11 protein-coding genes and 2 pseudogenes are annotated in these 11,586 nt (G+C 72.2%); 6 read left to right on the top strand and 7 right to left on the bottom strand.

Features of this window, described 5'->3' with window-relative positions; translation table 11 throughout:
- A partial coding sequence (locus EYA84_RS16775) for a DUF1349 domain-containing protein (protein WP_131054011.1) occupies positions 1-478 on the bottom strand: 478 nt, incomplete at its 3' end.
- Positions 479-572: 94 nt separating this feature from the next.
- On the opposite strand from EYA84_RS16775, the gene EYA84_RS16770 reads away from it, so the two are divergent.
- On the top strand, positions 573-2,225 hold the full coding sequence (locus tag EYA84_RS16770) for an alpha-amylase family protein (protein ID WP_131054010.1): 1,653 nt from the start codon (positions 573-575) through the stop codon (positions 2,223-2,225).
- A 114-nt stretch (positions 2,226-2,339) separates the two neighbouring features.
- The gene (fabG, locus tag EYA84_RS16765) at positions 2,340-3,098 is read left to right on the top strand and encodes a 3-oxoacyl-ACP reductase FabG (protein WP_131054009.1); all 759 of its coding nucleotides are present in this window, start codon (positions 2,340-2,342) and stop codon (positions 3,096-3,098) included.
- 86 nt (positions 3,099-3,184) lie between these two features.
- Here fabG and EYA84_RS16760 read toward each other — a convergent pair whose 3' ends face one another.
- A complete protein-coding gene (locus EYA84_RS16760) occupies positions 3,185-3,601 on the bottom strand; it encodes a hypothetical protein (RefSeq protein WP_131054008.1) in 417 nt (138 codons plus the stop codon).
- Entirely contained in the window at positions 3,594-3,989 is a 396-nt protein-coding gene (locus EYA84_RS16755; protein ID WP_131054007.1) for a hypothetical protein, read from the bottom strand. Before EYA84_RS16755 ends, EYA84_RS16760 begins: the two co-directional genes overlap by 8 nt.
- Before the next feature lie 150 nt (positions 3,990-4,139).
- Between EYA84_RS16755 and EYA84_RS16750 the strand changes: the two genes are divergently transcribed.
- The gene (locus tag EYA84_RS16750) at positions 4,140-5,042 is read left to right on the top strand and encodes a Gfo/Idh/MocA family protein (RefSeq protein ID WP_131054006.1); all 903 of its coding nucleotides are present in this window, start codon (positions 4,140-4,142) and stop codon (positions 5,040-5,042) included.
- A gap of 80 nt (positions 5,043-5,122) precedes the next feature.
- On the opposite strand, the gene EYA84_RS16745 is transcribed toward EYA84_RS16750, so the two are convergent.
- Entirely contained in the window at positions 5,123-5,314 is a 192-nt protein-coding gene (locus EYA84_RS16745; RefSeq protein ID WP_131054005.1) for a DUF2795 domain-containing protein, read from the bottom strand.
- A gap of 74 nt (positions 5,315-5,388) precedes the next feature.
- Between EYA84_RS16745 and EYA84_RS16740 the strand changes: the two genes are divergently transcribed.
- Positions 5,389-6,645, top strand: a complete 1,257-nt coding sequence (locus EYA84_RS16740; protein ID WP_131054004.1) for an erythromycin esterase family protein — start codon at positions 5,389-5,391, stop codon at positions 6,643-6,645.
- 112 nt (positions 6,646-6,757) lie between these two features.
- On the opposite strand, the pseudogene EYA84_RS34075 reads toward EYA84_RS16740, so the two are convergent.
- The 3 genes and pseudogenes from EYA84_RS34075 to EYA84_RS16730 all read right to left on the bottom strand — a co-directional run.
- A pseudogene (locus EYA84_RS34075) lies at positions 6,758-7,891 on the bottom strand (MMPL family transporter); the annotation flags it as partial.
- 90 nt (positions 7,892-7,981) lie between these two features.
- Positions 7,982-8,992: pseudogene (locus EYA84_RS34070) on the bottom strand (MMPL family transporter); the annotation flags it as partial.
- Positions 8,993-9,030: 38 nt separating this feature from the next.
- On the bottom strand, positions 9,031-9,579 hold the full coding sequence (locus EYA84_RS16730) for a TetR/AcrR family transcriptional regulator (protein WP_131054002.1): 549 nt from the start codon (positions 9,577-9,579) through the stop codon (positions 9,031-9,033).
- Positions 9,580-9,705: 126 nt separating this feature from the next.
- Between EYA84_RS16730 and EYA84_RS16725 the strand changes: the two genes are divergently transcribed.
- Both EYA84_RS16725 and EYA84_RS16720 read left to right on the top strand, forming a co-directional pair.
- Positions 9,706-10,476 (top strand): isocitrate lyase/phosphoenolpyruvate mutase family protein, encoded by a 771-nt coding sequence (locus EYA84_RS16725; RefSeq protein ID WP_131054001.1) that lies wholly within the window; start codon positions 9,706-9,708, stop codon positions 10,474-10,476.
- A 155-nt stretch (positions 10,477-10,631) separates the two neighbouring features.
- A complete protein-coding gene (locus EYA84_RS16720; RefSeq protein WP_131054000.1) occupies positions 10,632-11,582 on the top strand; it encodes a DNA polymerase domain-containing protein in 951 nt (316 codons plus the stop codon).
- Positions 11,583-11,586: the final 4 nt, after the last annotated feature.

Raw genomic sequence — 11,586 nt, 5'->3', positions numbered from 1 at the left:
CGTCGGGCGCGAGCGGCGCGAGCCGGACCAGCCGCCACTGCTCGCCGGCCACCCGGGCGCGTACGGTCAGCGCGTCGCCGGTGCGGCTGACGCGTACCGTCACCTCGTGGTCGGCCCACTCGGGCACCGGGGCGACCGACCAGTCGGAGAAGTCCCGGGTGACCACGGCACCGACCTGCGGGTGGCCGTCGCTGACCTCCACCCCGGCCTTGACCCAGGTGCGGTCGTCCACCCACACGAGTACGCCGGCCTGGTCGAACTGCTCGGTGTAGTCGAGCGGGAAGTCCACCTCCATCGCGCTGCCCACCGGGAAGGGCGTGAGCAGGGCCGGGGCGTCGTCGTGCACGAATCCGTAGCTGGTGTGCCGCCACAGGTCGCTGCTCGCCCCCGGCTCGACGCTCAGGACGCCGGCCGGCTCCTGGGTCGTCCGCACCGGCTGCCCGTGCCAGGTCCCGCTGGACCAATCGATGCTCCGCATGACGGCACCGTACCGAGCAGCCGCCCTCCGGCGGGGCCCCGCCCGCGACCTCGGCGGGTTTGCCGGGCGAGCCGTACGGAGAAGGTTCCCGGGCATGTCTGACAGGTGGTACTCGGAGGCGGTCGTGTACTGCCTCGACATCGACACGTACGCGGACTCCGACGCCGACGGGGTCGGCGACATCCGGGGTCTGATCGGCCGGCTGGACTACCTGGCCCGGCTGGGCGTGACCTGCCTCTGGCTGCACCCCATCCACCCGTCGCCCAACGGTGACGACGGGTACGACGTGACCGACTTCTACAACGTCGACCCCCGCTTCGGCACCCTCGGCGACTTCGCCGAGCTGCTGCACCAGGCCGGCAACCGGGGCATCCGCGTGATCATCGACCTGGTGGTGAACCACACCTCGGACCAGCACCCCTGGTTCGTCTCCGCCCGGTCGTCGCCGGACTCGCCGTACCGCGACTGGTACGTCTGGTCCGACGAGGAGCCCGCGGACCGGCACCAGGGCATGGTCTTCCCCGGCGAGCAGCACGAGACCTGGACCTACGACCGGACCGCCAAGTCCTGGTACTACCACCGCTTCTACAAGTTCCAGCCGGACCTCAACACCACGAATCCCCAGGTACGCGCCGAGATCAAGAAGATCATGTCGTTCTGGCTCCAGCTCGGGGTGGCCGGGTTCCGGATGGACGCGGTGCCGTTCATCATCGAGCGCACCGAGCCCGGCGACCCGAACCCGGAGCTGGATTTCGAGTTCCTCACCGAGCTGCGCCAGCACGTGCAGTGGCGTCGGGGCGACGCGGTGCTGCTGGCCGAGGCGAACGTCGAGCCGGACCAACTGCCCGCCTTCTTCGGCGACCGCGGTGGCTCGGCGAACCGGGTGCACATGCTCTTCGACTTCATGCTCAACGGGCGGCTGATGCTGGCTATGGCGCGCCAGGACCCGGAGCCGGTGATCGAGGCGCTGCGCGACACCCCGGCCCTGCCCGAGGGCGGCCAGTGGGCCACCTTCCTGCGCAACCACGACGAGATCGACCTGTCCCGGCTCACCGCCGAACAGCGCAACCAGGTGTACGCGCAGTTCGGCCCGGACGAGAACATGCGGATCTACGACCGGGGCATCCGTCGGCGGCTCGCGCCGATGCTCGGCAACGACCGGCGGCGCATCGAGCTGGCGTACTCGCTCCAGTTCTCGTTGCGCGGCACGCCCGTGCTGCGGTACGGCGAGGAGATCGGCATGGGCGAGGACCTGGCGCTGCCGGGGCGGGAGGCGATCCGTACCCCCATGCAGTGGTCCTACGAGCCCAATGCCGGCTTCTCCCGGGCGGAGTCGGAGAAGCTCGTGCGCCCGGTCATCGACAAGGGTGAGTTCGGGTACGAGAAGGTGAACGTCACCCTGCAACGACGGGACCGCAACTCGTTGCTCGGCTGGTTCGAGCGGATGATCCGTACGCTGCGCGAGGCACCGGAGATCGGCTTCGGCTCGACCACCCACATCGACGTACCCATGCCTGCGGGGGTGTTGGCGCACCGGGCCGACGGGCCGACCGGCACGATGGTCTTCCTGCACAACCTGGGCACCGACGACGCCGAGGTCGACCTGAGCCTGCTGGAGTCGGAGGCGGAGCTGCCGATCGACGTGCTCGCCGACCGCAACTACGACGACGTGGGCAAGCTGGACAAGCTCAAGATCGCCGGCCACGGGTACCGGTGGATCCGGCTCTGTCGATCCTGGTCCGTCTAGTCTCCGCACCGGATTCCCCGACCGTCGCCGGCCGGTCGGGGATCTCGGTGGGCCGGAGGTGGGCGCACGGTGGGTTAGGCTCCTGCCGTCGAGCGAGGTTACCGGGAGGTAGGCATGTCGGAGGGGCAGCGGGTCGCGATCGTGACCGGGGCGGCGCGGGGAATCGGCGCGGCCACCGCCAGGCGGTTGGCCGCCGACGGGCTGGCCGTCGCGGTGGTCGACATCGAGGAGTCGGCGACCGCTGAGACGGTGGAGGCGATCACGTCGTCCGGTGGCCGGGCGCTCGGCGTGGGCGCGGACGTGTCGGACCGGGCGCAGGTGGAGGCCGCCGTCGAACGGGTCGCCACCGAGCTGGGCGCGCCGACCGTGCTGGTCAACAACGCCGGGGTACTGCGGGACAACCTGCTGTTCAAGATGACCGACGCCGACTGGGACACGGTCATGGGCGTACACCTGCGGGGTGCGTTCCTGGTCAGCCAGGCCGCGCAGAAGCACATGGTCGAGGCCAAGTGGGGTCGGATCGTCAACCTCTCCAGCACGTCCGCGCTCGGTAACCGGGGGCAGGCCAACTACGCCGCCGCGAAGGCCGGGATGCAGGGGTTCACCAAGACCCTCGCCATCGAGCTGGGGCCGTTCGGGGTGACCGTCAACGCGGTGGCGCCGGGCTTCATCGTCACCGACATGACCGCCGCCACCGCCGCCCGGATGAAAATCGACTTCGAGGCGATGCAGAAGCACGCCGAGGGGGAGATCCCGGTCCGTCGGGTCGGGCGGCCCGAGGACGTCGCGCACACCATCTCGTTCCTGGCCAGCGAGGGCGCGTCCTTCGTCTCCGGTCAGGTGATCTACGTCGCGGGCGGGCCGCGCGACTGACCCGCTCCTGTTGGTGGTGGGTGGTGGGTGGTGGGTGTTAGCAGGGGACCCTTCCTATACACGAGGCGTTAGTAGGGGGCCCTTCCTTACATCCGGGGGCGGGTGGACCAGAGCCAGACCAGGCCGAGGACCGGCAGCACCAGCGGGATGTAGCCGTACCCGCTGCCGAAACCGGACCAGACCGTCTCGTCCGGGAACAGGTCGGGGCGGGCCAGGCTGAACGCGCCCACCCCGACCACGCCGACCAACTCCACGAGGCAGCAGGCCAGGGCCACCCGACGACCGGTGTGCCCGGCCCGGGCCAGCCCCACCGCCGCCACGATGTAGACCAGTGCGGCCAGCGCCGAGAGCAGGTACGCCAGCGGCGCCTCGTCGAACCGGGTGATGATCTGGAGGCCGGCGCGGCTGGTGGCGGCGATCGCGAAGAGCAGGTACACCGCGATCAGCAGACGGCCGGGGCCGGCGTTGGTCCGGGTCGTCCCGGCGGTCCGCGCCTCAGCCACCGAGCACCTCCCAGGTCTGCTGGAGCCGCACCACGACCACCGGCGTCACCAGGCAGACCGCGCAGACGATCGCCGAACCCCAGCGGGTCGGCTCCATCCGGGCCAGCACCGCAGCCAGCGGCGGCAGGCAGACCAGCGTCACCAGGTAGCCGAAGAACGCGCCCGGCTCGCCGGGCTGCTCGCCACCGGCGAGGGCCACCCCGGCCAGCACCGCCAGCCCGAGCAACGCCAACTCCAGCACGGCCAGGCCGATCATCTGTACCCGGTCCGGCGCGCGGTGGCGCAGCGTGGCCATCAGCGCCCACACGGCGACCAGCAGCGACAGCACGATGGCGACGGTCGCCGGGACGCCGTCGACCGGGGACCCGGCGACGGGCGCGGCGGTCACCGGGTCCGTCCGGTGCTCGTTCCGATCACCGGCCCACTCTACTAACCCCCGTAGTACAGGCGGCGGGGCGCCGGGCCGGACCGACCGGGGACTAGCGTGGACCCCGCTGCGGGTACGCGGCAGCCAGGCGAGACGGCGGAGGTACCGGTAATGCGGTTCGGGTTGTTCGGCACCGGCCACTGGGCGGCACAGACGCACGCGGCGGCGCTCGACGCGCACCCGAGGGCGGAACTGGTCGGCGTCTGGGGACGCAACCCGGATCGGGCCGCCGCGCTCGCCACCCGGTACGGCGTACCGGCCTTCGCCGAGGTCGAGGCGCTGATCGAGGCGTGCGAGGCGGTCGCCGTGGCGCTGCCCCCGGACGTACAGGCCGACATCGCCGTCCGGGCCGCCACCGCCGGGCGTCACCTGCTGCTGGACAAGCCGCTGGCGTTGACCGTCGCCGACGCCGACCGGGTGGTCGAGGCCGCCACCACCTCGGGCGTGGCCTCGGTGGTCTTCTTCACCGGCCGGTACCAACCGGAGGTCGCCGGTTTCCTCACGGCCGTCGCGGCGGCCGGCGGCTGGCACACCGCCAACGTGGTCCGCTTCGCGTCGGTCTTCCAGCCCAGCAGCCCGTACGCCCAGTCGCCCTGGCGACGGGAACGCGGCGCGCTCTGGGACATCGGCCCGCACGCGCTGGCCGTCCTGCTGCCGGTGCTGGGCCGGGTACGGCGGGTGGCGGCCGTCGACGGCCCCGGTGACCTGGTGCACCTGCTGCTCACCCACGACGGCGGGGCCACCAGCACGGTGTCGCTGACGCTGGACGCCCCGCCCGAGGCGGTGGCGGCGGAGTTCACCCTCTACGGCGACAACGGCGTCGAGCGGCTGCCGAACCCGAGCGCTTCCTCCGCGACCGCCCTCGGCGTGGCCATCGACCAACTGCTGGCTGAGGTGGACGGCGGCACCCGGGACCACCGCTGCGACGTCCGCTTCGGCCGTGAGGTGGTCGCCGTCCTGGCCGCCGCCGAGACCGCCCGGACCCGCTCCGCCACCGTCGACCTGCCCGCCTGACCCGCGTCCCGTGCTGACGTCGGCTCAGGTCGCCGCGCAGCGCACGCTGACGCCGGTCAGGTCACCACGGTGACGTCTGCTCAGGTCGCCGCGCGTAGGGCCTCGCCGAGGTCGGCCGGGGAGCCGAAGTGCGCCACCGGCAGCGCCCGGACCGCCTCCAACTGCTCGGTGCTGGCGCCGTTCTCCTGGCACCAGCGGATCAGGTCCTCGCGGGAGACGGGAAAGTCCAGCCCCGCGATCTGCTCCGGCAGGAGGGCGCCACTGTCGGTCATGCTGACGGCCTACCCGCCCGAGGCGCCCGGCACACCCCCGGGTTTGCTGCCGGGGGTGCCGGGTAGCCGCAGGCATGCTGGTACAGCGGCTCGGCGCACCGAGCGACCTCGACCCGTTGCTGGAGCGAGTCCGGGACGTCCGGGTGGTGATGATCGGCGAGGCCACGCACGGCAGCCACGACTACTACCGCATCCGGGAACAGCTGACCCGGCGGTTGATCGCCGAGTGCGGGTTCAGCTTCGTCGCGGTGGAGGGGGACTGGCCGGACTGCGACCGGGTGAACCGGTCGGTGACTGCTGCGTCGGGTGGGGCGACGGAGCCGCAGACCGCGCTGGAACGCTTCGAACGCTGGCCGACGTGGATGTGGTCCAACGCCGAGGTGGCCCGGTTCTGCCGCTGGCTTCGAGCCTGGAACCTGGAACGGCCCGAGACGTCCCGGGCCGGGTTCCACGGGCTGGACGTGTACAGCCTCTGGGAGTCCATGCAGGCGATCTTCGACTACCTCGGCGAGGAGGACCCGGCGTCGCTGGAGGCCGCCCAGGACGCCTACCGGTGCTTCGAGCCGTACGGCAAGCAGGTCGAGGAGTACGGGTTGGCCAGCCGCTTCGTCTCCGCCCGCTGCGAGGAGGAGGTGGTGCGGCTGCTGGCGCGTACCCGCGAACACGCCGCCACGGACGGGCCGGGCGCCTTCTCGGCCTGGCAGAACGCGGAGGTGGTGGCCGGCGCGGAGCGGTACTACCGGGAGATGGTGGCCGGCGGGCCGGGGTCGTGGAACATCCGGGACGGCCACATGGCCGACACCCTGGACCGGTTGCTGGACCGCTACGGGCCGGGTGCCCGGGGTGTGGTCTGGGCGCACAACACGCACGTCGGCGACGCGCGGGCCACCGACATGGCCGACGACGGGATGCTCACCATCGGCCAGTTGGCCCGGGAGCGGTACGGACCGGACGGGGTGGCCCTGATCGGCTTCGGCAGCTATCACGGCACGGTGACGGCGGCACCGCGCTGGGGGTCCCCGGCGGAGGCGATGGTGGTGCCGCCGGCCCGCCCCGGCTCGCTGGAGCACCGGCTGCACGAGCTGATGCCGGACCGGGCGGTGCTGGTCTTCGGCGGCCCGGACCAGCCCGGCTGGGTCACCGACACGCTCGACCACCGGGCGATCGGCGTGGTCTACGACCCGTCGTTCGAGTCGTGGGGCAACTACGTGCCGACCCGGCTGGGGGACCGGTACGACGCCTTCGTCTGGTGTGACGAGGCCACCGCCCTGCATCCGCTGCCCGCGCTGACCACACCGGGCGAGATGGAGACCTATCCAGCGGGCGTCTGAACGCGCGCTCGCGCTGCGGGGTGGGGTGCGGGCGCTCGGGGTGCTGATGTTAGGAAGGGTCCCCTGCTATGCACGAGGCGTTAGCAGGGGACCCTTCCTTTCACGCATGCCGTCAGGTGTTGGCGTGCGCCTTGTCGTCGAGCTTGGCGCGCAGCTTCTCGCCCTCGATGTCGACGTTGGGCAGGATCCGGTCCAGCCAACGCGGCAGCCACCAGGCCACCTTGCCGAGCAGCGACATCACCGCCGGGACGATGGTCATCCGGACCACGAAGGCGTCGATGGCCACACCGACCGCCAGCGCGAAGCCCATCGACTTGATGACCGGGTCGTCGAGGAAGACGAAGCCGCCGAAGACCGACGTCATGATCAGCGCGGCGGCGGTGACCACCCGGGCACCGTGCCCCATCCCGTTGATGGTGGCCTGCTGGGCGGTGTCACCGTGGACGAAGTCCTCCCGCATCCGGGAGACCAGGAAGACCTCGTAGTCCATGGCCAGGCCGAACAGGATGCCGATGAGCAGGATCGGCAGGAAGCTGATCAGCGGGCCCGGGGTGTCCAGGCCGAGCAGGCCCGCCAGGTGCCCCTGCTGGAACACCGCCACCGTGAGACCGAAGGTGGCAGCCACGGTGAGCAGGAAGCCCAGCGCCGCCTTGACCGGCACCAGCACCGACCGGAACACCAGCATCAGCAGCAGGATCGACAGGCCGACCACCAGGCCCAGATAGACCGGCATCGCGTCGGAGAGCTTCTCCGAGATGTCGATGCCGATCGCGGTCACGCCGGTCAGCAGCACGTCGGCGCCCTGGACGCCGTCGACCGCCGTACGGATGTCGTGCACCATCGTCTCGGTGGCCGGGTCGGTCGGGCCGGTCAGCGGGATCACCCCGAGCAGCGCGGTCCGGCCGTCCGGGCTGAGCTGCGGCGGAGCCACCGCCAGCACGTTCTCGGTGTTCTGCACCAGGTTCGCCACCTGCGGCACAGCAGCGGCGGTGGCCTGCGCGTCGTCGCCGGCCACGACCACCGCGAGACGGCCGGTGAAGCCCGGCCCGAAGCCCTCGGTGATCAGGTCGTTGGCGACCCGGGGAGCCGAACCGGCCGGCGCGGTGCCGGCGTCGGGCAGGGCCAGACGCATGTCCGGCGCGGGCAGCGCGAGCAGGCCGAGACCGATCACGCCGGCCAGGATCACCGGGATCCGGAAGCGGGTGAGGAACGCCGCCCAGCGGAACCCGAACGTCGACCGGTCCTCGCCGGTGACGGCGGCCACGTCGGTGCCCGCACCGCTCTCGGTCGGCTCCGGCGTGCTCTGGTCGCCGTCGGCGGCCTGCGGTGCGGCCGTACGCAGCTTGCGGGGCAGCACCCGGCGGCCGGCGAAGCCGAGCAGGGCCGGTTGCAGGGTGATCGCCACCAGCACGGCCACGGTCACCGTGCCGGCCGCGGCCAGACCCATCACGGTCAGGAACGGGATGTTCACCACCGACAGGCCGGCGAGGGCGATGACCACGGTGGCCCCGGCGAAGACCACCGCCGATCCGGCGGTGCCGACCGCTCGACCGATCGCCTCGTCGGCGGGCAGTCCTTCGAGGAGGTTCTGCCGGTAGCGGGAGGTGATGAACAGTGAGTAGTCGATGCCGACGGCGAGGCCGAGCATCAGCGCGAGGATCGGCGCGGTGCTGGTCAGCTCCACCACGCTGCTGAGCGCGAAGAGACCGGCCATGCCGACGCCGACACCGATCAGCGCGTTGAGCATGGTCATCCCGGCCGCCACCAGCGAACCGAAGGTGATCACCAGAACGACCAGGGCGACCGCGACACCGATCGCCTCGGTCGAGCCCACCTCGGGCTCGGCGTTCAGCACCTCACCGCCGGGCGCGACCTGCCAGCCCTGGCCTTCGGCCTGGGTGCCGACCTGCTCGTACGCCTCGCGCTGCTCGTCGGTGATCGCGTCGGAGCCACCGCCGAACTGCACCTGGATCAGGGCGTACCGGCCGTCCGGCGACACGGCGCCGACCTGGAACGGATCGACGGCGGCGAGGACGCCGGGAACCGCCGTGGCCTCCTGGGTGATCGACTGGACCACCGCCTGGCCTTCGGGTGTGCCGAGTTGTCCCTCCGTGGGCGCCTTGACGGCGATCGTGCCGGTGGCACCGGATGCGGCCGGGAACTGCTCGGCGAGCAGGTCGAGAGCGCGCTGCGACTCGGTCCCGGGCATGGTGAAGTTGCTGGCCGTCGGGCCGCGCAGGGTCGCTGCGGCCAGGCCGAGCCCGACGAGTACGACGAGCCAGATCGCGGCCACGAGCCGCCGTCGGCGCATCGAACCCCGGCCAAGCCGGTAGAGCAGGGTCGCCATGAGGTCCTTTCCCTCGGTTCAGTGAATGGTGGAACGGGTCAGTGAACGGGCTCCAGCGCCCGTCGCAGCAGGGCGAGCAGGGCGGCCCGCAGGTCCTCGTCGGACACCTCGGCGAACTGTCCGCAGGTCTCCGCGATGCCGGCGAGGAGCACCAGCGCGCAGATCCGGGCCGAGTCCCGGGACGAGCGTCCGGCCAGGGCGGCGATGAGCCGCTCGGAGATCTCGTGGATGTGCGCGAAGTCGGGTTGTTGCAGCAGCTCGGGGAACTCGCCGCGGAGCAGGGCGATCTCGCCACGGAACCGGACGGCGAGGTCGACGAAACCCTCGGTGGCGACCTGCTGGGCGCGGGCGGGGTCGGCCTGCGCCGCGATCCGGTCGTCCAGCGCCTGCAACACCTCGACGGCGGGCGCCATCAGTTCGGTGAGGATCGCCTCCTTGTTGGCGAAGTGGTAGAGCACCGCCGCCTTGGAGCAGCCGACCTCGCGCGCGATGTCCTGCAACGAGGTGCCCCGGTAGCCGGTGGCGGCGAACCGCCGGGTGGCGGCGGCCAGGATCTCGTCGTGGGTCTGCTGGGTCGGGCGGGCCATGGCAGCCAGCATGCCTGACCGATCGGTCAGAGGCTGACCGATCGGTCAGATCAGTGGTCTTCGCCACAACCACCCGGGTGTGATTGGCTCTCGGGCTCCCGCCCGTCCGATGCCCAGAATCGCGCTATGACCTCTACCGCGATCGATCGGGCGGCGGCACTGCGCGCGCTGCATCGTCCCGGTGAACCACTCGTCCTGCCCAACGCCTGGGACGCCGGCTCGGCTCGGGCCGTGGCCGACGCCGAATTCCCCGCTGTCGCCACCGGCAGCGCCGCCGTCGCGGAGTCGCTCGGCTACGCCGACGGCGAGCGCACCCCACCGGCCGAGATGTTCGCGGCGGTGGCCAGGATCGCCCGTGCGGTGACCGTGCCGGTCACCGCCGACCTGGAGCGGGGGTACGGCCTGCCTCCGGCGGAACTGGTCGAGCGCCTGCTCGACGCTGGCGCGGTCGGGCTCAACCTGGAGGACTCCGAGCCGGCCGGCGGCGCGATGGTGGACACCGAGAAGCAGGCCGACCTGCTGGCCGAGATCCGGGCGGCGGCCGGATCTGCCGGCGTACCGGTGGTGCTGAACGCCCGGGTGGACGTCTTCCTCCAGCAGGCCGGCGACCCGGCCCGGCGACTCGCCGAGGCGATCCGCCGGGCCCGCCGCTACCTGGCGGCCGGTGCGGACTGCGTCTATCCGATCGTGCTCGCCGACGCCGCCGACCTGCGGACGTTCGTGGCGGAGGTGCCCGGACCGGTGAACGTGCTGGCCCGCCCGGCGGCACCGACGCTCGCCGAACTCGCCTCGCTCGGCGTGGCCCGGATCAGCTACGGCTCCGCTGTGTACGCGGCGATCCGTGCGCACACCGCCCGACTGCTCGCCACGGTCGCCGCCGGCGAACGACTGGCCTGAGCGGGTGAGCTGGGCGGAGCCGGGTGCCCCGTCCCGCGGGTGAGTCGAGCCGACCGTCCGCGCCCCAGTGCGCCAGTGCGCCTTTCGAGCTGAGTGCGTAGGCGGATCGGCGCGTTCCGGTTGACCGCGTGTCGCGGCGGCGGGATGGTGGGCGGATGAGTCGGGGGGACGAGACCAGGGACGGCGTGGCGCTGACCAACCTCGATCAGGCGCTCTTCGACGGGTCCGGCGCGATCAAACGGGACCTGGTCGACTACCTGGACGCGGTCGCCGACCGGCTCGTCCCGCACCTGCGCGGACGGCCGCTGTCAGTGGTCCGGGTACGCCCCGGGCAGCCGCCGTTCATGCAGAAGAACCTGCCCCGCTACACCCCCGACTGGGTACGCCGGACGCCGGTCTGGGCCGAGGCGTCCCACCGCGAGATCGCGTACGCGCTCTGCGACGATCGCCGTACCCTGCTCTGGTTCGCCAACCAGCGCGCGGTGGAGTACCACCCGACGCTGGCGGTGGTCGACGACCTGAGCCGTCCCACGCACCTGGTGCTCGACCTCGACCCACCCTCCGACGGCGGCTTCGGCGCCGGGGTGGCCGCCGCCCTGCTGGTCCGCCAGGCCCTCGCCGACGCCGGGCTGACCGGTGCGGTGAAGACCAGCGGCGCCAAGGGGGTACACGTCTTCGTGCCGATCGCGGCCGGTCCGGACGCCGAGGAACTGGCCGCCGCCACCCGGGCCCTCGCGGCCCGTGCGGAACGGCTCGATCCGGCGCTGGCCACCACCGCGTTCATCCGGGAGGACCGGGCCGGCAAGGTCTTCGTGGACCCGACCCGGTCCGGCGGAGCCACCGTCGTGTCCGTCTACAGCCCCCGGCTGCGGCCCGGTGTGCCGGTCTCCTTCCCGGTGCCCTGGGCCGACCTGGAGTCGGTGGCCCCGGCGGAGTTCACCATCCGGACGGTGCCCGGCCTGCTCGCGGACGGTGACCCGTGGGCCGAGGCGATGCCGTCCCCGCAGCCGCTCCCGGCCGACCTGGTCGAGGAGGGGCGGACCATCCCGGTACCCCGGGTGCAGGCCTGTCTCTTATACACCGCTGCCGCTGACGACGAAGGCTGAGGTG

It is taken from the genome of Verrucosispora sp. SN26_14.1 (assembly GCF_004307965.1).
Classification (GTDB): domain Bacteria; phylum Actinomycetota; class Actinomycetes; order Mycobacteriales; family Micromonosporaceae; genus Micromonospora.
The sequence above is the reverse complement of the archived record's forward strand: the minus strand, read 5'-3'. Positions and strand labels throughout refer to the sequence as shown.

What these genes read in the sequence shown, in the direction of transcription:
- EYA84_RS16770 (WP_131054010.1), top strand. Translation starts at nt 573, where the DNA reads ATGTCTGACAGGTGGTACTCGGAGGCGGTCGTGTACTGCCTCGACATC.
- fabG (WP_131054009.1), top strand. Translation starts at nt 2,340, where the DNA reads ATGTCGGAGGGGCAGCGGGTCGCGATCGTGACCGGGGCGGCGCGGGGA.
- EYA84_RS16750 (WP_131054006.1), top strand. Translation starts at nt 4,140, where the DNA reads ATGCGGTTCGGGTTGTTCGGCACCGGCCACTGGGCGGCACAGACGCAC.
- EYA84_RS16745 (WP_131054005.1), bottom strand. Translation starts at nt 5,314, where the DNA reads ATGACCGACAGTGGCGCCCTCCTGCCGGAGCAGATCGCGGGGCTGGAC.
- EYA84_RS16740 (WP_131054004.1), top strand. Translation starts at nt 5,389, where the DNA reads ATGCTGGTACAGCGGCTCGGCGCACCGAGCGACCTCGACCCGTTGCTG.
- EYA84_RS16730 (WP_131054002.1), bottom strand. Translation starts at nt 9,579, where the DNA reads ATGGCCCGCCCGACCCAGCAGACCCACGACGAGATCCTGGCCGCCGCC.
- EYA84_RS16725 (WP_131054001.1), top strand. Translation starts at nt 9,706, where the DNA reads ATGACCTCTACCGCGATCGATCGGGCGGCGGCACTGCGCGCGCTGCAT.
- EYA84_RS16720 (WP_131054000.1), top strand. Translation starts at nt 10,632, where the DNA reads ATGAGTCGGGGGGACGAGACCAGGGACGGCGTGGCGCTGACCAACCTC.